Source organism: Gloeocapsopsis sp. IPPAS B-1203, assembly GCF_002749975.1.
GTDB lineage: Bacteria > Cyanobacteriota > Cyanobacteriia > Cyanobacteriales > Chroococcidiopsidaceae > Gloeocapsopsis.
In genome coordinates this window covers 487,674-508,880 of sequence record NZ_PEIG01000002.1, presented here as the reverse complement: position 1 = coordinate 508,880, position 21,207 = coordinate 487,674, and the positions used below count along the sequence as shown (strand labels likewise).

The following is a 21,207-nucleotide window of genomic DNA, read 5'->3' as shown; positions in this document are numbered from 1 at the left end:
TAATTTTGACTCCATGCAGGTAAGCAGTACTCTAGGTCAGGGTGACACCCTCAGCGAAATTTCTCAGATCGCGGTAGCTCGGACTGCCTCAATTCACCGGACTACAGGTGAAACTAATGTCCAAGTTAATTTGAATCTCGACGGCACAGGAAAGTGTACAGCAGCAACAGGCATACCTTTTCTCGATCATATGCTGCATCAAATCGCGTCGCACGGTTTGATTGACTTAGACATCCAAGCAACAGGCGACATTGAAATTGACGATCACCACACTAACGAAGATGTTGGCATTACTTTAGGGCAAGCGCTTCATAAAGCGTTAGGCGATCGCAAAGGTATAGTCCGTTTCGGCAACTTTCTGGCACCCCTAGACGAAGCTTTAGTACAAGTTGCGCTAGATTTCTCTGGACGTCCTCATCTTAGCTACGGCTTACAAATTCCGACTCAGCGTGTTGGGACATACGATACTCAACTTGTGCGGGAATTTTTTGTGGCGATCGTCAACCACAGTCAAATGACACTACATATTCGTCAACTTGATGGCATCAACTCACACCACATCATCGAAGCAACCTTTAAAGCCTTTGCTAGAGCCATGCGCATGGCTGTGGAAGTCGATCTTCGACGGGCGGGTGCAATTCCCAGTTCAAAGGGGGTTTTGTAACCACAGTAGACATTTACATCGGCGTCATAGGGGTTACACATCCTAGGGTAGATGGATACTATAGTAAGCATTGATATTTATTAAGAATTATCAATGTTTATTTCTCCAAGTGGTACGAGTTTGAAAAGCTCCTTGACAAAAACACTATTTTTTGGTCACGAACCAACTCCAGAGTTACTGGGCATATTAGTTGTTTACTTTGTGCAAGGTATCTTGGGATTGGCGCGGCTGGCGGTAAGCTTTTTCCTTAAAGATGAGTTAGGTTTAAGCCCAGCTGAAGTGTCAGCGCTGTTTGGTATTGTGGCGTTGCCTTGGATTGTTAAGCCATTATTTGGCTTTATCTCAGATGGATTGCCTATTCTTGGCTACCGTCGGCGTCCCTATTTGATCTTGTCTGGCATCTTAGGAGCGCTTTCCTGGGCAGGTTTGGCAACAATTGTCCAAACTTCTACTGCCGCCACCTTGGCACTCGCAGTTGGCTCTTTGTCGGTTGCAATCGGTGATGTGATTGTTGACTCACTTGTAGTAGAACGCGCGCGCGCCGAATCACAGGGAGAGGTCGGGTCGTTACAATCCTTGTGTTGGGGAACTTCAGCTTTTGGTGGCTTGATCACCGCCTATTTTAGTGGATTACTACTAGAGCACTTTTCCACTCGCACAATTTTTTGGATTACTGCTTCTTTTCCGTTAATTGTCTCTGGAGTGGCTTGGTTAATTGCGGAGTCTCCAGTCACAGAAAAACCTGATTTGTCAACTGTCAAGCATCAGTTTGAGGAATTACGCAAAGCAATTACTCAAAAAGCAATTTGGCTTCCTGCTGCATTTGTGTTCATTTGGCAAGCAACTCCTACAGCTGATGCAGCCTTCTTCTTCTTCACCACTAACGAATTGGGATTTGAACCAGAGTTTTTAGGCAGAGTCCGCTTAGTAACAAGTATCGCCTCGCTTGTTGGAGTGTGGTTGTTTCATCGCTTTTTGAAAAATGTCCCGTTTCGCGTGATTTTTGGTTGGAGTACCTTACTTTCAGCAGTACTAGGGATGAGTATGCTGTTGTTAGTCACGCATACTAACCGCGCTTTAGGTATCGATGACCATTGGTTTAGTATTGGCGACAATCTAATTCTCACAGTCATGGGACAGATTGCTTATATGCCAGTTCTCGTATTGGCAGCCCGTCTGTGCCCCCCAGGAGTGGAAGCAACGTTATTCGCTTTATTGATGTCCATTTCTAACTTAGGAGGACTGCTTTCCTATCAATTCGGCGCGTTGCTGATGCATTTGATGGGAATTACACAGACCAACTTTAGTAATCTCTGGATACTGGTTGTCATTGCTAATGTCAGCACATTGTTACCACTACCATTTTTGAGCTGGCTTCCTGCCACAGATGCAACTCAGCCCAGTGAAGCTGCTATGGAGATTGAGACTGACACTACTCCCACCAAGCTTGGACAAAGCCTGTTACCTGAATTGATGTCTGAATTGGTACCGCAGTCATTGTTACAACAACCAGCTGAAGAACCTGCTGAATAGAGAACTTCATTTTTCTAGCCCATAACTACTGATCACTCTTCCACTAGCTATGCAACTTCACGAACGCGCATCTACAGTTCCTACCCACTCCTATCAGCGCCAAGATTGGCAAGGAGGATACGAATCTCTTAAAACTGAATACGATTACTGGATTGATGATATTGAGGGGCAAATTCCACCAGAACTGCAAGGAACGTTGTTTCGTAATGGTCCTGGGTTATTAGATGTTGATGGTAATGCCATACATCATCCTTTTGATGGTGATGGCATGATCAGTGCGATCGCTTTTCACAATGGTCGCGCTCACTTTCGCAATCGTTTTGTGCGTACTGCTGCGTTTGTAGAAGAACAACAAGCGGGTAAAATCCTCTACCGTGGTGTTTTTGGCACGCAAAAGCCTGGTGGTTGGCTAGCGAACGCTTTTGATCTGCGACTAAAAAACATTGCTAATACTAACGTTGTTTACTGGGGTGGTAAACTCCTCGCACTGTGGGAAGCTGCTGATCCCCACCGCCTCGATCCAGCAACACTAGAAACATTAGGGAAAGACTCACTCAACGGTGTTTTAGCTGATGGCGAAGCTTTTGCCGCCCATCCTCGCATTGATCCTCAGTGTAACCAAGATGATGGCGCACCATGCATGGTCAACTTCTCGATCAAGCCAGGTCTATCTTCAACCATTACAATTTTTGAACTAGATCCCTCTGGTAACGTTATTCGCCAACACGCGCACAATGTTCCTGGGTTCGCTTTTATTCACGATTTTGCCATCACCGAAAATTACTGCATTTTCTTCCAAAACCCAATCGCATTTAATCCGATTCCTTTTGTTTTTGGTTGGCGTGGTGCGGGAGAGTGTATTAAATTTCAGCCCAATCAACCAACACGCATTATTGTGATTCCGCGACATAAATCGCGACAAATGCAAATTCTCGAAACGCAATCTGGTTTTGTATTTCATCATGCGAATGCGTTTGAGCAAGGTGAGGAAATTTTTATAGACTCAATTTGCTATGAATCTTTTCCGGAAGTCGAAGCCGGAAGTGATTTTAAACAAGTTGATTTTGATGCACTCCAACCAGGACAGATGTGGCGCTTTCATGTCAACTTACAGCAGCAATCGGTATCGCGGGAGTTGATCGAACCTCGGTGCTGTGAATTTCCGACAATGCATCCTGAAAAAGTTGGACGTTCTTGTCGTTACTTGTACTTAGGTGCGGCGCACGCGAATACTGGTAATGCCCCATTGCAAGCAATTCTCAAAGTTGATTTAGAATCAGGACACCGACAACTCTGGAGTGCTGCACCTCGTGGTTTTGTCAGCGAACCAATTTTTGTTGAACGCCCTCATGGTGAAGGTGAAGATGATGGTTGGATATTAGCACTGGTTTATGATGCGACACATCATCGTTCAGATGTGGTGATTTTAGATGCGCGAAATCTTGAGCAAGGTGCGATCGCCCGTCTCCATCTCAAGCACCATATTCCTTACGGGTTGCATGGTAGCTTTACACCTGAACTGTTTACACCAGCTCATTAAACAACAAACCAAGCAAGACGACTTACGTATTTGCAAACTTAGATGAGTTTTTAAAGCAGAAAACCGAGTCAGAATAAATGTTTTCAAGCTTAACTGTTGAACGTTTCTAAAGACTCTATCTAATAGCTTCTACTTACTAGCACTTACGTAAGTCTCTACTTAAAGTATTAATAATTACATAATAATCCAGGAAGCTGATAATAGCTATAGGTAGCGTGACTGCCGATACTTTAAAGAAATAATGATTTGAGCTTGATCTCTCAACAGCAATTGAAGATATTACATCAATACTTAATTCAAAGTTTGGAGAAAGAAGTACTTTCAAAATTTATTACTTTTCCATTAGCAGAATATCGTGAATTGACCATTATGATTGCTGACATTCGGGGATACCTAGATTATCTAGATAAGTATCCTCCTGAAACTGCATTTAATACATTAAATCTTTATTTCTTAAGAAGAGTTCAACCAATTCTTGAGCGAGGTGGCACAATTGGTAATATGTTTGAAGATACTACTGCTTTATTTGGCATTTTATCTACGGCAGACTCTGTTACCAAGCTAGCAGTTAATGCTGCATTTAGCATGATTGAAGTCGCAAAAGAAATTAGAGAATTTCAACAAGCAAACAATTTACCAATACTTTAGTATCGGAGTTGGTATTACTTCAGGTGCAATAGTACTTAGTACAGTGTATTATTCATGATTTAGCAGGATCGCTAACAGGCATCAAATCTTGCTTTGCACTTATTGGCTTACAAGGGTTGACAGCTAAATCTGAAGACTATTTAGAAATGGGTAAAACCCAGACTCAAAGACAAGAATTCTTAATTCAAGAGATTCTAAATACATTTTCTGCTGAAGTTGCGTCACTTGAGACTTTTACTCCAGATATGTCTCAGTTGCCAAGAGTGGTCACTATGTTCTCATCACTTCTTGTTGAGAACAAAATCCGTTTAGAAGTTGCTAGCAAAATTGACAATAACCAAGATTGGATCATTGGAGAAAAGTCTCTTTTGGAAAGAGTACTGTCTAATTTGAGCGAGAATGCTTGGAGGCACAGTCTATCAAATACTAATGTCACTGTGACTATCCAACTTGAGAAAGAATCTATGTTGTTTGTATTTGATGATGAGGGTTCTGGTGTATCCCCTGAGGTTGCTACAAGTTTATTTCAAAAATTTACTTAAGGCGAATAAAAAGCTGGCAGAAGTGGTCTTGGTCTATATTTTTGCCGTATTACGGTAGAACGCTGGGGCGGAAGTATTGGCTATACACCTTTGGTTGAGGGAGGTTGGCGGTTTTGGTTTTTGTTACCTCAAGCAGTCAATTAAAATCTTAACCTTCTTTGACAGTTTTATAGATTTAAAAGATGAAATATACTTTTTGTAATAAATGGATTGTTCCCCAAAGTAAAAGAAAGAAGAGTTACGAATATGTTGATAACATCAATTCGTAATTATCTAGTAACATATTCGCACTCAACTTAGTTAGTAGCTGATTAAATGAAGTACATCTCGTAGAACGCTGTAGCCTGCTAAATCCCAAAGTAAATAAGCAAGGAAACCAATCATTGCTAGGCGTCCGTTCCAGAGTTCAGCTTGGGGATTCCATCCAAAAAGAAAAGCATTACGATCTTTACCGTTATACTCTTTAGCGACTGCAGGTAGATTTGTGTTGCTGTCCATATTTTGCTCCTAAAAAACCCTTTAGACACTTTTAACTGTATCGATCTATTTAAGTGACACTTTCTGTCTATAGATACAATATGAAACCAAGTCTAAAGAGCGATTCTTAAGGTATTTTTAAAGGTGGTAATTCCACCGTTGGAGGGTGTAAGTCTTCAAAGATTTCAATAAAGTGTTACATCTTATCGGAGGTTAATAAAGTTAGAGTAAGGAAAGCTACTAGACTTTATTGATTCTTGTACTTACCTAATTTTGTTGAGGATACAGGTTTTCAGACCTTAGAGGGATGCCTTAGCCTATCCGATTCAAAGACTCTGAGCTAAAAAGTTGAGTATTGCTAAAGATACAGAGTTTTTTCTCATGTAATCTTATAATCTACGCTGATTTAAGCTTTGACCAAAGGATACCATGTTTCAGAATACGGAAATACTACTGGAACCAGACCACGCGCTATCTTGGATAGCACAGGTACCAGTAACTCCAGGGGCAGTAACACCAGCCGAAGCAGCACTCGTTTTCTCAGGACCGAGATTTTTTGTTGCTTTAATTTCTGGTGTTATTCTTGCCTTTGCCATTCAGTTAGTGTTGACAAACCTCTCGGTTGCAGCTGGCATTTCTTACCTAGGTCATTCCTCAGACTCAAACTCAGACTCCAGTAGCAGCGGATCTGATAGTGTCGGAGGGACAATTCGCAAAATAGGTACTGCGGTAGGAATTTGGACACTAGTCACAGTGAGTGTTGCTTTATTCATTGCTTGTCTTTTAGCAGTGAAGTTAAGCTTGTTAACTCTAGATGTGGGACTAGGAGCAATTCTTGGACTTGTCATTTGGGGTGCATATTTTTTGCTACTGTTTTGGTTTAGTTCCACTACTGTAGGTTCCCTGATTGGCTCAGTTGTAAATACAGCAACATCTGGATTCCAAGCTATTGTTGGTACTGCAACTGCTGCATTAGGTGCAAAGGCTGTCAATACTCAAGTTGTGGCAACTGCTGAAGCAGCAGCAGCGGCTGTAAGACGTGAGATTGGCAGTGCGATTGATCCGCTGACAATTCGGGAAAATATTGAAGACTATCTAGACACACTACGTCCTCCCGAATTAGACATCTCTAATATCCGCAAGGAATTTGAAAACCTGTTGAACGATCCGCAACTGCGAGAGATTGCAGGTACAGAAGACCTACGTAATATTGACCGACAGAAGTTTGTAGAATTAGTCAGCACTCGTACTGATCTTTCAAGACGAGATATTAACCGCATTGTCGATCAACTTGAAAGTGTGTGGAGACAAGTTGTTTCACAACAAGCTCCTCAAAAGGATCGCTTAGGTGAGTTGGTAGATTATCTCAAGTCAGCACAGCCTGGGCAAGCTAAAACTGACGAATTGAGTGCCAAGGTAGATCAGCTAATTGCGGAAGTCCGTTCCGGTAAAGGAACTCAGGGATCGACCGCAGGAGGCGTAGGACCTATTCAAAGTACAATTCAGCAAGGAATGACAACCTTGATGGGACTTGTGATGGGTAGAGCCGATCTTTCAGATTTGGATGTTGAAAAGATCTTGAGTTCGCTTTCGCAAGCAAGAGACAAAGCAACAGATCAAGCTGACAAGGTTGCCGATCAAGTAGGTATCAAGAGTGCTGCCGTACCTTACAACACGATTCGGGCAGATGTAGAAAACTATTTGCTGAACACTTATTCTTGGCAGATTAACCGTGAAAAAGTTAACCAAGAATTTCGTGATGTTCTCTACGATCCGGCTGCTGATCCAGGTACAGTAAGGCGTCAGATTGAGCAAATTTCACGTCAAGACTTTGCCGATCTTCTGCAACAACGGGGTGTCTTTACGCAGGCAAAAATTCAGGAGATTGCCGATCAGCTAGAAAGCATTCGTCAAGAAGTGTTGACTATCGTTCGAGCAGAAGAAGAAAGAGAAGCAGTTCAAGACTTACAGCGTCGTGTCGAGAGTTATCTGTTGGTAACAAGTAAAGCAGATTTGACTCCTGAAAAAATGGCGCAAGATTTCAAGCCATTACTCGAGGATGAAGAAACGGATCATGAAACACTGACTTTGCGCTTGGCGCGGTTAGAAAGTGGTTCGTTAAGACCAATTCTGCTACAACGCAGCGACATCACGCCAGAAGAAGCAGAAACGATTCTTAATGGGGTGGAAGAGGTTCGCCAGCAAGTTTTATTTGAGTCGCAAAATGTTGCGGATCAAGCTAAACAACAAGCAGAAACGCTGTGGATTAATTTAGAGTCTTATCTACGTAATACTGGTAAAGACGAACTTAATCCTGAAGGAATCAAGCGCGATCTGCAAAAATTATTGGAAGATCCTCAAGCTGGGGCAGCCGCAGTACAGGCGCGATTGTCGCGTTTTGATCGCGATACTTTATTCCAGCTATTAAATCAGCGTGATGACTTATCTGAAGAGCAGATTGACCAAATTCTGCATCAAGTAGAAGGAACATGGTACGACATCACGCATGTGCCGCAAATCATTGCAGGCAAAGCTAAAGAGCAGTACGATTCGGTGACACAGACAATCGCTGAATACCTGCGCAATACAGGTAAAGATGAACTCAATCCAGAAGGCATTCAACGCGACTTCGCAAGGCTGTTTGAAGATCCGCAAGCAGGTGCTGTAGCACTGCGACGACGACTTGCACAAGTCGATCGCGATACTTTGGTAAAACTCTTGAGTCAACGCCAAGACCTAAGCGAAGAGCAAGTTAACCAAATTATCAATCAAATCCAAGTGTCGATTCGCGATATTATTCGTTCGCCACGCCGCTTGGCAGCACGTACTCAAGCCAGAGTGCAAAACTTCCAACAAAACTTGGAAGACTACTTGCGCAGTACTGGTAAGGATGAGTTGAATCCTGAAGCAATTAAGCGCGAACTGTACTTACTGCTCAACGATCCACGCGCTGGGGCAGAAAGTTTAGGCGATCGCTTGTCACACTTTGATCGTTCAACGATCATTGCTCTTGTGCAAGCACGGGGTGATATGTCAGAGGAGGAAGCGGCACGCACTGTCGATCAGGTTTTAGCGGTACGCGATCAATTTGTTGAGCAAGTACGGGCAATTCAACGCCGCATCCAAGACGTCATTGATGGTGTTTTTGGCAGAATCCGTAATTACTTAAATTCACTAGATCGCCCTGAACTGAACTACGATGGCATCAAAAAAGATGTGCGTAAGTTGTTTGACGATCCACAAGCAGGCTTTGATGCAATTCGCGATCGCTTAGGCTCATTTAACCGCGAAACACTCGTCGCTATTATGAGTTCGCGCGAGGACATTTCGGAAGCAGATGCTAACCGAATTATCGACCAAATCGAAGGTGCGCGTAACAACGTCCTGCAACGGGCAGAGCGAGTTCAACAAGAAGCACAACGTCGTCTTGAACAAGTTAAAGTTCAAGCTCAACGGCAAGCTGAAGAAACCCGCAAGGCAGCAGGAAGTGCGGCATGGTGGCTCTTTGCTACGGCAGTTGTTTCGGCAATTGCGGCGGCGATGGGTGGTGTGATTGCTGTTCTCAGCTAAAAATCCGCTCAGTTTTCTTTGTAAAGTACAACAGCCTCTCACTTGAGAGTTTTTTTGTATGGACACTCGGTTTTACGGTTTGTTAGGATTGTTTGCTATCGCGCAGGTCATAATACCGATTCGCTTTGAGGTTCAGCTTAATAGGCAGCAGAGAAGCAGAAAAGCACAGGGGTAAATAAAAACGATGTCCGATACAACAGATGTATTGTTGTCCCATCATGATTTAGGGCTTGTATTCCTGTCGATTGCGATCGCCATTGTTGCTTCCTACACAGCACTGAGTTTATCTGGGCGCGTTACTGTTGCCACTGGGCAAATTCGGAAACTCTGGTTAAGTGGGGGAGCGATCGCCATGGGAGTAGGCATCTGGGCGATGCACTTCATCGCGATGCTTGCGTATAATCTTCCAATTGCTATTACGTATGACCTGCCGCTTGTGTTGCTCTCGATGGCAGTTGCTGTCATTGCCTCTGGTGTTGCTTTATTTGTTGTTAGTCGTGAGTTTGGCTTACTTCAGCTGATTGCTGGTGGTGGCGTTATGGGATTGAGTATTGCCGCAATGCACTACACGGGTATGACAGCAATGCGTCTAGAAGCAACTCCAGAATACGATCCCAAGTTAGTTGCCTTGTCGCTTGCGATCGCGATTGGGGCTTCTTTAGTAGCACTGCAGCTGGCATTTCGTCTGCAAAAAGCTATCACAGCTCAAGGTAGATGGCAAGTTGGTGGTGCGATTGTGATGGGTTTTGCGATCGCCGGAATGCACTACACCGCAATGGCGGCAGTCAGCTTTAAGTACAATCAACAACTGACAATTGAGAACACAGCGCAAGTTATCGACAACACGTTACTTGGGATTGCAATTGCAATAGCGACATTAGTTGTGTTGATGCTTGCACTTGTGTCTTCTACTTTCGATCAGCGACTCAGTGCAGAGACTGCGCGCGCCGAGGCATTACGTCAAAGTGAAGAACGCTTTCGTTCTTTGGTGCAAAATGCCTCTGATATCATTGCAGTGATCGCTGCGGATGGTACAGTCAATTACACCAGCGCCTCGATTAAACGGATCTTGGGCTACGAACCTGATGCGTGGTATCATACCTTTGATTTTGTCCTGCAGGAAGATCAGGCGATCGCCGAAGATCTGCTCAAAAAAGCAAAAAATTATCCAAATGTCAATATCTCCGCTGAATTTCGATTGCGCACTGCACATGAACAAGTACGAGATTTTGAAGTAATTGTCAATAATCTGTTGCACGATCCAGCAGTTGCAGGCATTGTCACAACCTACCGCGATATTACCGAACGCATACAAGCAGCAAAATTCCAGCTACAGCAAACTGAACGCGAGCTATTAGTTGCTGAGATTACACGACGCATCCGTCAGTCGTTGAATTTGGCAACAATTTTAAACACGACAGTAGCCGAAGTCCGGCAGTTTCTCCAAGTGGAGCGCGTGTTTATTTATCGCTTTGAAGCTGACTGGAGTGGCATTGTTGTGGTTGAATCTGTAGCACCCGAATGGGCTGCAATTGCAGGAAAAAACATTAAAGACACTTTTTTTAGTCATCCTGCTAATCGCGAGTTATATCGACAAGGAAGAATTCAAGTTGTAGAGGATATTTACACAGCAGGATTAAATCCTTGTCATGCAGATTTACTTGCACAGTTACAGGTGCGAGCAAACTTAGTTGTCTCCATTTTAAAAGAAGAACAACTGTGGGGATTACTAGTTGCCAATCATTGTTCAGAACCACGCCAATGGCAACCGCTTGAAATTAATCTTCTCCAGCAACTGGCAACCCAAGTGGCGATCGCCATCCAACAATCTGAACTTTATCAACAAGCGCAAACTGAACTTGCTGAACGCAAACGCGCCGAAGCTGAAATCATTCATTTAAACGCCGACTTGCAAAATCGGGCGGCGGAACTCGAAACAGCCAACAAAGAACTAGAAGCCTTTTCCTATTCGGTATCGCACGATTTACGCGCACCATTACGCGCCATCAATGGCTTTTCGCGGATTCTTTTAAAAGATTGTACGCCGCAATTAACTGCCGATGCGCAACGCTACTTGCAATTGGTACAAGCTAATGCGCAGCAAATGGGATGCTTAATTGACGATCTACTGACATTTTCACGGCTGAGTCGCGCGCCTTTAAAAAAACAACGCATTGAACCGAGTGCGATCGTGCATCAAGTACTAAAAGATTTAGCCGAACAACAAAACCGACAAGTCAAAATGACGATTGAACAGTTGCCTGTGTGTGAAGCCGATCCTGCTTTACTTAAACAAGTCTGGGTAAATTTATTATCGAATGCTTTCAAGTATACGCACAAAAATGATGTTGCGCACATCACTGTTGGTTGTCTGCAAGAAAGTGATGCATCGTCAATTCCTTCCGGACAGCATGTTTATTTTGTCAAAGACAATGGTGTCGGTTTTGATATGCAATATGCCCATAAACTTTTTGGTGTCTTTCAGCGGCTGCATCGTGCAGAAGAATACGAAGGAACAGGCGTAGGCTTAGCTATTGTACAGCGTATTATTCACCGTCATGGGGGGCGTGTTTGGGCAGCAGCAGAAGTTGATCGCGGTGCAACTTTCTACTTTACTTTGTGAGGCGATATTGATGAGAGATAGTGCCGTTGAAATTTTGCTGGTTGAAGATAATCCGTGTGATGCAGAACTGACACTTCATTCACTTAAAAGTAGTCACCTCACAAATCATATCGAGGTCGTGCGAGATGGTGCAGAAGCCCTCGATTTTATATTTTGTACTGGCAGCTATGCACACCGCTCAATGGATAATGGTCCTCGGGTCATTCTTCTCGATCTTAAACTGCCAAAAGTTGATGGATTAGAAGTTCTCCAGAAAATTAAATCTGACCCCCGCACTCGCGTTATTCCTGTCGTCGTTCTCACATCTTCAAGCGAAGAGCGCGACATCGTTGAAAGTTATCAGTTAGGAGTCAATAGCTACATCGTAAAACCAGTGGACTTTGAGCAGTTCACGGAGGCTGTACGACAGTTAGGTTTGTATTGGCGGCTGCTGAATCAACCTCCGGTATCTTAAAAAATTATGTCCACTTTATTGCGGATTTTGATTGTAGAGGACTCACTGAGCGACGCGGAACTCATGCTGTACGAACTTCGTTCTTGTGGCATTGAACCGCAATGGCAGCGCGTAGAAACTGCAGGAGATTATCTCATCTGCTTAAGTCAGACATGGGATGCGATCATCTCAGATTATGGAATGCCGCAATTTAGCGCGCTACAAGCTTTACAGATATTGCAGCAACAAGGATTAGATATTCCATTGATTGTTGTCACAGGCAGTGTTAGCGAAGAAGTTGCTGTCGAGTGTATGAAGCAAGGGGCAGCTGATTACTTACTCAAAGATCGTTTGGTTCGGTTAGGCGAGGCGATTAAACAAGCTGTTGACCAAAAAATGCTCCGCGATCAAAAGCGCCAAGCTGAAATTGCTTTGCAAGAAAGTGAAGAACGATTTCGCCGACTTGCTGATAATGCTCAAGATATTATTTACCGCTATCGCTTTACTCCAACTCCAGGCTTTGATTACATTAGTCCTGCCGTTACTAGAGTGACAGGTTATACGCCGCAAGAATGTTACAACAATCCGTTGTTGATTTCACAAATTGTTCATCCAGGCGATCAACCGTTATGGCTGCGATCGCTTGATGGAGAAATGCCTCAACCACTCATTCTGCGCTGGATTCGCCAAGATGGAGCCATCGTTTGGACAGAACAAAGCAATGTGACAATCTACGATGATGGAGCGTTAATTGCGCTTGAGGGAATTATCCGCAATGTGACTGCACGCAAGCAAGTTGAAATTCAATTTCAGCAACAAGCCGAATGCGATCGCCTACTCAGTGCTATTGCGACTCGAATTCGCCAATCACTCAACTTAGATGAAATTCTCAGCACAACTGTTGCAGAAGTTCGGCAATTTCTGTACGCAGATCGCGTCATGATCTTTCGTTTCGAGGATAATCGTAATGGCAAAATTGTCGCAGCGTCTGTAGATGCTAATTGGCCTTTAGATCCTGAGATTCAAATTCGCGGCACTTGGTTTCAAGAAACTCAGGCAGAATGTCAGCGTGGCTGTGTTCAACAAATTAATAATCTTGCTCAAGCAAACATTGATCCTAAATTTGCCACATTACTGCAACGATTGCACGTCAAAGCTCGCTTGGTTGTCCCTATTTTACAAGGTGACTATGCCTGGGGATTATTAGCAGTACATCAATGTTCGCGATCGCGACAATGGCAACTGAGTGAAATTGATTTGATTGAGAAGTTAGCAACACAAGTAGCGATCGCTCTTCAACAAGCACAACTTTTTAACCAAGTACAACAACAAGCATCGCGCGAACACCTCCTCAATTATATTAGTCAATCACTTAATTCTAGCCTCGACCCTGAGCATATTTTACAAGAAATTGTTAACCTAACAGGTGAAGGTTTTGCTGTCGATCGCGTTATTATTTTTGCAGTTAATACAACTCACATTCGTGTTATCAAAGAGTGGCGGACAAATGTACAAGTTGTTTCTGTTTTAAATTGGCAAGTACCAATATCTGAGTATATTGAATTACTGAATCCAACTCATTATGCTTCTTACTATCGAGTTTTTCATGTCCCTAATTTTGCAGAAATTAATGTTGATTCTAAACGAAAACACTTTGTTCAAACAGCACAACTTCGTTCTGAGTTGCGAGTGCCAATTTTTATTCGGGATCAGTTTTTTGGCGGATTATCGCTGCAAACAACTACAACTCGCCGGACATTTACCCCAGAGGAAATTCAACTTCTACAACGTATTGCAAATCAAGCAGCGATCGCACTTTACAATGCCCAAAGTTACGAACGCCTAGAACAATTAGTTAAAGAACGCACGCAAGAGTTAGAGCAGGAGAAACTCCTCTCAGAAGCTGCTGATCGCGCAAAAACTGACTTTCTTGCTAACATGAGCCATGAACTGCGTACTCCCCTAACAGGAATTATCGGTTTTTCTAACCTCCTACTCAAACAAATTTTTGGACAACTGAATGAAAAACAGCAACAATATGTCTCATTAATTTATTCTTCTGGAGAACATTTATTAGAGTTAATTAACGATCTTTTAGATTTATCAAAAATTGAAGCAGGAAAAGAAGATCTCACACTTGAAATGCTATCTGTTGAAGAAGTTTCTCAAGAGTGTTTGTCTCTCGTTCAGGAAAAAGCCCAAAGAAGGAAATTGCAATTATCATTAATTATTCAACCAGAAGCGACAACTTGCACAGCAGACAAACGTCGCCTCAAACAAATTCTTTTCAATCTTATGAATAACGCAGTCAAGTTTACTCAAGCAGGAAGTGTGTCACTTAAAGTCAGTAAAACTTCAGATTTTATTACGTTCTCTGTTATTGATACCGGAATAGGGATTACAGCCGAAGATTTACCAAATTTATTTCAACCTTTTCAGCAACTTGATAGTGGCTTAAATCGTAAATACGAAGGTACTGGCTTAGGCTTGGCGCTTTCACGCAGATTAGCACGACTACATGGTGGAGATATTACAGTCACTTCAGAAATAGGACGTGGTAGCTGCTTTACACTATATCTGCCTGTTAGTAGTCTTATTCAGGACTCTGTATAGACAATTCTATTGCTGTTAATTCTTTCATTTGTAACAAGGCATAGACAAATTAACCCATATCGTATATAAAACAAGCTTGCTGCATGAAGAGAGAAGCTGAAAATAACATCTCATTAACCGCTAACTAGAAGGCAACGCTAAAATCATTAAGCAATGGTTTTTCCTCTGCCTCATGTCTCACCCTGCTGAAACCTTAGACACGCTGGATGCAAATGGGCATCGTCTCCTTGGTGTTAACCGCGCTAGTCAGAATACGATCCGTATCCGTGGGGCTAGACAGCATAATCTCAAAAATCTTGATTTAGAGTTACCCCGCGATCGCTTGATCGTGTTCACTGGTGTATCCGGTTCCGGTAAATCTTCTTTGGCGTTTGATACAATTTTTGCTGAAGGACAGCGGCGTTATGTAGAATCTCTCAGTGCTTACGCACGCCAATTTTTAGGACAACTTGATAAGCCTGATGTTGAAGCGATCGAAGGCTTAAGTCCAGCGATTTCTATCGATCAAAAATCAACTTCCCACAATCCGCGTTCTACAGTTGGTACTGTAACAGAAATTTACGATTACTTGCGGTTATTGTTCGGACGTGCTGGTAAACCGCATTGTCCAATTTGCGATCGCTCAATTGCACCGCAGACAATTGATGAGATGTGCGATCGCATTATGGAATTACCCGATCGCACCCGCTTTCAGATTCTCGCCCCTGTAGTGCGTGGAAAAAAAGGGACACATCGTAAACTATTATCTAGCCTTGCTTCCGAAGGTTTTGCCCGCGTGCGGATTAATGGGGAAGTCCGCGAACTCAGTGACTCGATTGAACTCGATAAAAATCAAACGCACAATATTGAAGTTGTTATTGACCGATTAGTTAAAAAAACAGGGATTGCAGAACGTCTGACTGATTCGCTGACAACTTGTTTGAGACGTTCTGAGGGAATTGCCGTTATTGAGATTCTCGATCGCTCCGAGGCAGATACTAATGTCATTATGCATCCTACTGCAACGCAGATAAAAGCCGCAGAGGAATCTACAGCGTATGTGACATCACCTCTAGAAAAAGAAATTGTCTTTTCCGAAAACTTTGCCTGTCCTGAACATGGCGCAGTGATGGAAGAACTCTCACCACGGTTATTTTCTTTTAATTCGCCTTACGGTGCGTGTCCCCATTGTCATGGATTAGGTAGCTTACGGACATTCTCACCAGAATTAGTCGTTCCCGATCCCGCACAACCTGTATATGCCGCGATCGCACCTTGGTCAGAAAAAGACAATTCTTACTATCTTTCTTTACTTTATAGTGTCGGGCAAGCTTTTAATTTTGAACTGAAAACTCTGTGGAAAAACTTAACCCCTGAACAACAACACGTTATTTTACACGGCGCAGAACAACCGATCTGGAATCACGATCGCAATGACTATCGCCGTTACACAGGTGCTATCCCAATTTTACAGCGGCAATATAATGATGCTTCAGAACTGATTAAACAAAAACTTGAACAGTATTTAGTTTACCAACCGTGTGAAGTCTGTCAAGGACAGCGTTTGAAGCCAGAAGCGATCGCAGTTCGTTTAGGACAATACCGCATTCTCGACCTTACCGGAGTTTCGATTCGCGATTGTCAGCAGCGCATTCATAATTTAGAATTGAGCGATCGCCAAATGCAAATTGCTGATTTGGTATTGCGTGAAGTTAAAGCCCGCTTGCAGTTTCTTTTGGATGTAGGGTTAGATTACCTGACATTAGATCGTCCAGCGATGACACTTTCAGGAGGAGAGGCGCAACGCATTCGCTTAGCGACTCAGATCGGTTCAGGACTTACAGGCGTACTCTATGTTTTAGATGAACCGAGTATTGGCTTGCATCAACGTGACAACGGGCGCTTGCTACGAACTTTAACTCGATTGCGCGATTTGGGTAATACCTTAATTGTTGTCGAACACGATGAAGAAACAATCCGTGCGGCGGATCATGTTGTTGATATTGGTCCTGGTGCGGGAATTCATGGTGGTAGTATTATTGCCCAAGGGGACTTGCAAGCATTACTCGCAGCCCCAGATTCACTAACAGGTGCATATTTATCAGGACGACAGGCGATCGCAACACCCGCACAACGACGCGAAGGTAACGGGCGATCGCTGGTGATGAAAAACGCCTACCGCAATAACTTAAGAAATATCGATGTTGAGATTCCCCTTGGTAAACTTGTCTGCGTAACTGGGGTTTCTGGTTCCGGTAAATCGACACTGATTAACGAACTGCTTTATCCTGCTTTACAGCATCACTTAACACGTAAAGTTCCATTTCCACAACATATAGAGACGGTGGAGGGATTGGACGCAGTTGATAAGGCGATCGTTATCGATCAATCTCCCATTGGACGGACACCGCGTTCTAACCCTGCTACTTATACAGGTGTTTTTGATGCGATTCGCGACGTTTTTAGTCAAACAATTGAAGCAAAAGCACGCGGTTATAAGCCAGGACAATTTTCATTTAACGTCAAAGGCGGACGCTGTGAGGCTTGTGGCGGACAAGGTGTCAATGTCATTGAAATGAACTTTCTTCCTGATGTTTATGTGCAATGTGAAGTATGTAAAGGTGCGCGATATAACCGCGAAACATTGCAAGTTAAATATAAAGAAAAATCGATTGCTGATGTTCTTGATATGACAGTGGAGGAAAGCTTAGAAGTTTTCCAAAATATTCCTAAAGCTTTTACACGATTGCAAACATTAGTCGATGTTGGTTTGGGATATATCAAACTTGGGCAACCTGCAACAACCTTATCTGGTGGTGAAGCACAACGAGTGAAATTAGCAACTGAGTTGTCGCGCCGCGCCACAGGAAAAACTTTGTATTTAATTGATGAACCGACAACAGGTTTATCGTTTTATGACGTGCATAAATTATTAGATGTTTTGCAACGTTTGGTTGACAAAGGCAATTCAATTTTAGTAATTGAACACAATTTAGATGTGATTCGTTGCAGCGATTGGATTATTGATTTGGGTCCAGAAGGTGGTGATAAAGGAGGGGAGTTGGTTGCTGTAGGTACGCCGGAGGCGGTAGCAGAAAATTCACGATCTCATACGGGGCAATATATTAAGCAGGTTTTGCAGCAGCATCCACCAAAGTGAAGAGAAAAACCGCAGAGGCGCAGAGAAAATATATATGGGAGTTTTTCGTGCTGGATATCAACCGCAATCAAGGGATACTCATCCTGAAGTTGATAAGTTTTTAATGCGGGCTTTTCGGAATATGCCTGTTTGGAAAAAACAGCTTGCTCATGTGTCGCCTTTGTTGGTAGCAATGGGTAAGGATTTTTTTATTGATGAAGGAATGGTGACAGAAGCAATTGAATGCCAGTCTTCATTTAATGTAATTCATCTAGAAAGTATGCAAAAAGCAGACATTTTTTTATTATCGAATCACCCCTTAGCTAAATCTGAAATGCAACGGCGTCAGCAGTTAATTATTACTCAAAATCCTGAAAGATAAGCTTGGCTACCTTCTGCAGAAGATATTATTTTACAAATCATTTGGTATCGTATGGGTGGCGGAGTTTCAGATAGACAATGGCGTGATGTTTTAGGAGTATTAAAGATTCAAGCTGATAAACTTGATATCAATTATTTAACTCAGTGGGCTGAAACTTTAAATCTCACAGAAATGTTAACACAAGCATTACAACAAGCCGGAGTCACTAATTAACAGTTCTCTACATAAACTCAGATATTTATGAAATATCTCTCTTTAGCTCTTTCCTCTGTGTTCTCTGTGTCTAGTAAGGTTTGTTTAATCACATCATTTTCTTATAAAAATGCGCTAATATTAACTAATGTAAATAGTTATCTACACTAAACTACCAAATTAAAGCACTATGGCTGAAATGACTGACCGTCAAAAGCGTATTATGGAACACATTGCTCGCAGCAAAGGCGAGTTTATCAAAACTCCGATTTATTCAGATCAGCGCAAGCAGCAGATTATGGAACACATTCGCTTGAGCCAAGGCAAATAGTTAACGACTATTCTCTCACTTGGCTTTTGCCTTTTTGAAAAAACTGCCGTAAAATTTCGCTGGGTTTGCGATCCCAGCAATCTACGTGTTCGTATATTAAACCCTCTTCAGTAAGTTTGTAGGTTGAGTAACCATTGAAGAGTATGTATGCTTTCCAGGGTACGCGCAATGTACCTCGTACTGTCCAATTAGCAATAATAGTATCTGCTTGTGCTTGATATACGTCATGCAGATCGAAGTGGATCTCAGTAAAAAATAGCTGACTGTGAAATCGTAAAGTCCAAAAGATAATTCGGTAGTTTAATTTACCTTTGAATTTATTAACGGGATCTTGAAAGTAGATATCTTGAGTATAAATGTCGTAAGAGATATCTTGCTCAAAAAGAGTAGGTAAATCTTGTTTGAGTATGGCAATGACTTTGGTGATTTGCGATTGATATTCTACATTCATTACGTTTCAAAAACGATTTTGGAGGAACCGAAATAGACTTTGAATTCCTCTTAAATTTGATCCAGGTTGTTCGCTGTAATTATTATACGGAAGCGATTGCAATACTTTTCCTAAAGCGTCATTATTTTCGCGTAGCCCTTCGTAAAAGAAGAAAACTTCCCCTGAAATACCACGACTGCGATTGTAGGCGATCGCCTGTCGCAAATATTCTGCACTTATGCGATAAGAACCCAGCTTAATTAAAATTCCTGGTGACAGTTTTGCTAACTGTTCGTGATTCAACTGCTGCGTGACGCGATCGACAACTTGTTTGTAACTTGCAAAGTCGCGGCGATAAATTTGGGGATGGATGATGTCAACTAAACCACGTTCTAACCAAGTTTTAGAGTCTTGGAGGTATTCTTTGAGTCCCCAGTCATAGATGTTAGGAGACAACGATACTATCAAATTAGAATTAATAGCCTTGACTTTTTGGTAAAGACGTGCTAAAAAGTTTGTTAAAATATTAGCCCGCCACTGTAGCCATTGAGGATCTTTTGAATTCTGCGGCGGATGACAATTAAAAGTTTGACGATAACGCTCTACAGTACTTGCATCATAACCACCTTCACAAGGTAATGCAGGTAAGCGATCGTCGCCTTGAATGCCGTCAACATCGTAGTTTCTGACGACTTCCAGCACCAAATTTAACATAAACTCTTGCACCTGAGGGTCAAGTGCATTCATCCACTCAAAGCCATTCTTTTTAAGTAAATTACCGTTAATATCCCGCGCCGCCCATTCTGGTTTCTTTGCTAGAATCATCCCGCCATTAGAATTATAGGAACTAGCAAAACCATATTCAAACCACGGAATCACTTTGATTCCAACTCGCCGCGCCTCGACAATAATTTCCGCCAGGGGATCTCTACCTTGATACCGTGGGTCGATTTCTACATCAAACAGCGATCGCATAATTGGGCTAGGGTAAAGCGTAAATCCTTTATTCCAAACATCGGGAAACACAACATTAAATCCTGTCTGTGCCAAAAATGCCATTGCTTCAGCAATATTTTGCCGCGAATGCAGCACCTGACTATCAGTATTAGTTATCCAAATACCTCGAATTGCCATTATTCTTCAAGTTGCCATAATCCGACGATAACGCGCCTGAACAATCATATTAATACCGTAAGCAACTAAACCGAGGGCAACAATACCCAAAATCCAGGAACCATAAGGTTGTTGTGCAAGTGCTTGTAACGCTTCACCCAAGCCTCGCACTTCACTAGCATCCGATTGACGTGCGGCTTGAATTAAGAAAAAGCCGATGACACAAAATACTACACCACGCGCGAACAAACCAAATCGAGCGATCGTGATAATCCACATTTGTTCGGTATCGCTTAATTCGTGTAAATCGAGTTTTTTACGAAATTTAGCCGTAAATGCTCGATAAAATTGATAAAAACCCATACCAATCACAAACGCACCACCAGTTCCGACTAGCCATTGTCCAAAAGGCTGCGCGAGTAAACGTGCAGTCCAATCTTGCGTTGAATCGCTGCTACTACCACCAGAACCTAGAATTAATTTAACCGCACTCAACGCTAAACCTGCATAAATGACACCAGTTGTCGCATAACCAATTCGCTGTAAAATCCCTTTCGCATCACTGCCTTTGTTTTCTGGATCTTTGATAGCTTGGACAAACCGCCACAATACGTATCCCATTAAACCAATTGCCACAACCGCGAGTAAAAGTTGACCAAACGGCTGGTTGATGATTGTTTGCAAAGCACCTTCAGTATCTGTCGTTCTTCCTCCAGTACCAAATGCGGCTTGCGCGGCTAGCAATCCTACAATACCGTAAACGACACCCTTAGCAGCAAGACCAAATCGCGCTAATCGCTCAATCCATAATGAAGTGTGTTGTGTTAGCTGTTGTGTCATATATTTTAATTTATGAGTGTATTATTTTTAACAATATACACTTAGATTAACTGATTTGATCTGTGCTTGTAATTAACGCAAGTACCTATAGAAGTTTGTTATCGCCTTTAGAGTTGATTACTCTAGACTAAACAGCACATCATTGTTTTGCTTAACAC

The 21,207-nt window shown here is 42.6% G+C and carries 17 protein-coding genes; 13 read left to right on the top strand and 4 right to left on the bottom strand.

Annotated elements, in window-relative coordinates; genetic code table 11:
* Positions 1-13: 13 nt before the first annotated feature.
* The 5 genes from hisB (at position 14) to CSQ79_RS05760 (ending at position 4,927) form a co-directional block, all read left to right on the top strand.
* Positions 14-664, top strand: a complete 651-nt coding sequence (gene hisB, locus CSQ79_RS05780; RefSeq protein WP_099700222.1) for an imidazoleglycerol-phosphate dehydratase HisB — start codon at positions 14-16, stop codon at positions 662-664.
* Positions 665-757: 93 nt separating this feature from the next.
* Positions 758-2,197, top strand: coding sequence for a folate/biopterin family MFS transporter (locus CSQ79_RS05775; protein WP_099700221.1), 1,440 nt, complete (start codon positions 758-760; stop codon positions 2,195-2,197).
* A gap of 49 nt (positions 2,198-2,246) precedes the next feature.
* Positions 2,247-3,737 (top strand): carotenoid oxygenase family protein, encoded by a 1,491-nt coding sequence (locus CSQ79_RS05770; RefSeq protein WP_099700220.1) that lies wholly within the window; start codon positions 2,247-2,249, stop codon positions 3,735-3,737.
* Between the two features lie 369 nt (positions 3,738-4,106).
* Complete coding sequence (locus tag CSQ79_RS05765) at positions 4,107-4,385, top strand: nucleotidyl cyclase domain-containing protein (protein WP_143755426.1); 279 nt, start codon at positions 4,107-4,109, stop codon at positions 4,383-4,385.
* Between the two features lie 116 nt (positions 4,386-4,501).
* A complete protein-coding gene (locus CSQ79_RS05760; protein ID WP_143755425.1) occupies positions 4,502-4,927 on the top strand; it encodes a sensor histidine kinase in 426 nt (141 codons plus the stop codon).
* Between the two features lie 300 nt (positions 4,928-5,227).
* On the opposite strand, the gene CSQ79_RS05755 is transcribed toward CSQ79_RS05760, so the two are convergent.
* Complete coding sequence (locus tag CSQ79_RS05755) at positions 5,228-5,425, bottom strand: chlorophyll a/b-binding protein (protein ID WP_099700217.1); 198 nt, start codon at positions 5,423-5,425, stop codon at positions 5,228-5,230.
* Between the two features lie 408 nt (positions 5,426-5,833).
* On the opposite strand from CSQ79_RS05755, the gene CSQ79_RS05750 reads away from it, so the two are divergent.
* The 8 genes from CSQ79_RS05750 (at position 5,834) to CSQ79_RS27440 (ending at position 18,666) form a co-directional block, all read left to right on the top strand.
* Positions 5,834-8,974 carry a coiled-coil domain-containing protein gene (locus CSQ79_RS05750; protein WP_099700216.1) on the top strand — a complete coding sequence of 1,047 codons (3,141 nt, stop codon included), beginning with the start codon at positions 5,834-5,836 and terminating at the stop codon, positions 8,972-8,974.
* 184 nt (positions 8,975-9,158) lie between these two features.
* Complete coding sequence (locus tag CSQ79_RS05745) at positions 9,159-11,597, top strand: MHYT domain-containing protein (RefSeq protein WP_099700215.1); 2,439 nt, start codon at positions 9,159-9,161, stop codon at positions 11,595-11,597.
* A 10-nt stretch (positions 11,598-11,607) separates the two neighbouring features.
* Positions 11,608-12,051: a response regulator gene (locus CSQ79_RS05740; protein ID WP_099700214.1), complete on the top strand. Its 444-nt coding sequence runs from the start codon at positions 11,608-11,610 to the stop codon at positions 12,049-12,051.
* Between the two features lie 6 nt (positions 12,052-12,057).
* Positions 12,058-14,643 (top strand): GAF domain-containing protein, encoded by a 2,586-nt coding sequence (locus CSQ79_RS05735; protein WP_099700213.1) that lies wholly within the window; start codon positions 12,058-12,060, stop codon positions 14,641-14,643.
* A 172-nt stretch (positions 14,644-14,815) separates the two neighbouring features.
* On the top strand, positions 14,816-17,782 hold the full coding sequence (gene uvrA, locus CSQ79_RS05730) for an excinuclease ABC subunit UvrA (RefSeq protein WP_289500623.1): 2,967 nt from the start codon (positions 14,816-14,818) through the stop codon (positions 17,780-17,782).
* 34 nt (positions 17,783-17,816) lie between these two features.
* The gene (locus CSQ79_RS27450) at positions 17,817-18,143 is read left to right on the top strand and encodes a hypothetical protein (protein WP_289500621.1); all 327 of its coding nucleotides are present in this window, start codon (positions 17,817-17,819) and stop codon (positions 18,141-18,143) included.
* Positions 18,144-18,194: 51 nt separating this feature from the next.
* Positions 18,195-18,356 (top strand): hypothetical protein, encoded by a 162-nt coding sequence (locus tag CSQ79_RS27445; RefSeq protein WP_289500620.1) that lies wholly within the window; start codon positions 18,195-18,197, stop codon positions 18,354-18,356.
* 169 nt (positions 18,357-18,525) lie between these two features.
* On the top strand, positions 18,526-18,666 hold the full coding sequence (locus tag CSQ79_RS27440; protein WP_289500618.1) for a hypothetical protein: 141 nt from the start codon (positions 18,526-18,528) through the stop codon (positions 18,664-18,666).
* A gap of 7 nt (positions 18,667-18,673) precedes the next feature.
* On the opposite strand, the gene CSQ79_RS05720 is transcribed toward CSQ79_RS27440, so the two are convergent.
* The 3 genes from CSQ79_RS05720 to CSQ79_RS05710 are packed head-to-tail and all read right to left on the bottom strand — an operon-like array spanning position 18,674 to position 21,049.
* Entirely contained in the window at positions 18,674-19,117 is a 444-nt protein-coding gene (locus CSQ79_RS05720; RefSeq protein WP_099700212.1) for a C6orf136 family protein, read from the bottom strand.
* Positions 19,118-19,123: 6 nt separating this feature from the next.
* Positions 19,124-20,230, bottom strand: a complete 1,107-nt coding sequence (locus tag CSQ79_RS05715; RefSeq protein WP_099700211.1) for a glycoside hydrolase family 10-like protein — start codon at positions 20,228-20,230, stop codon at positions 19,124-19,126.
* 6 nt (positions 20,231-20,236) lie between these two features.
* Entirely contained in the window at positions 20,237-21,049 is an 813-nt protein-coding gene (locus CSQ79_RS05710) for a DUF1206 domain-containing protein (protein ID WP_099700210.1), read from the bottom strand.
* Positions 21,050-21,207 lie beyond the last annotated feature (158 nt).

Bases quoted from the DNA above. Each gene is read 5' to 3' on its own strand.
- CSQ79_RS05715 (WP_099700211.1), bottom strand. From the start codon at position 20,230: ATGGCAATTCGAGGTATTTGGATAACTAATACTGATAGTCAGGTGCTG.
- CSQ79_RS05745 (WP_099700215.1), top strand. From the start codon at position 9,159: ATGTCCGATACAACAGATGTATTGTTGTCCCATCATGATTTAGGGCTT.
- CSQ79_RS05770 (WP_099700220.1), top strand. From the start codon at position 2,247: ATGCAACTTCACGAACGCGCATCTACAGTTCCTACCCACTCCTATCAG.
- CSQ79_RS27445 (WP_289500620.1), top strand. From the start codon at position 18,195: ATGGGTGGCGGAGTTTCAGATAGACAATGGCGTGATGTTTTAGGAGTA.
- CSQ79_RS05775 (WP_099700221.1), top strand. From the start codon at position 758: ATGTTTATTTCTCCAAGTGGTACGAGTTTGAAAAGCTCCTTGACAAAA.
- CSQ79_RS05750 (WP_099700216.1), top strand. From the start codon at position 5,834: ATGTTTCAGAATACGGAAATACTACTGGAACCAGACCACGCGCTATCT.
- CSQ79_RS27450 (WP_289500621.1), top strand. From the start codon at position 17,817: ATGGGAGTTTTTCGTGCTGGATATCAACCGCAATCAAGGGATACTCAT.
- CSQ79_RS27440 (WP_289500618.1), top strand. From the start codon at position 18,526: ATGGCTGAAATGACTGACCGTCAAAAGCGTATTATGGAACACATTGCT.
- CSQ79_RS05710 (WP_099700210.1), bottom strand. From the start codon at position 21,049: ATGACACAACAGCTAACACAACACACTTCATTATGGATTGAGCGATTA.
- CSQ79_RS05740 (WP_099700214.1), top strand. From the start codon at position 11,608: ATGAGAGATAGTGCCGTTGAAATTTTGCTGGTTGAAGATAATCCGTGT.
- CSQ79_RS05720 (WP_099700212.1), bottom strand. From the start codon at position 19,117: ATGAATGTAGAATATCAATCGCAAATCACCAAAGTCATTGCCATACTC.
- CSQ79_RS05755 (WP_099700217.1), bottom strand. From the start codon at position 5,425: ATGGACAGCAACACAAATCTACCTGCAGTCGCTAAAGAGTATAACGGT.
- hisB (WP_099700222.1), top strand. From the start codon at position 14: ATGCAGGTAAGCAGTACTCTAGGTCAGGGTGACACCCTCAGCGAAATT.
- uvrA (WP_289500623.1), top strand. From the start codon at position 14,816: ATGTCTCACCCTGCTGAAACCTTAGACACGCTGGATGCAAATGGGCAT.
- CSQ79_RS05765 (WP_143755426.1), top strand. From the start codon at position 4,107: ATGATTGCTGACATTCGGGGATACCTAGATTATCTAGATAAGTATCCT.
- CSQ79_RS05735 (WP_099700213.1), top strand. From the start codon at position 12,058: ATGTCCACTTTATTGCGGATTTTGATTGTAGAGGACTCACTGAGCGAC.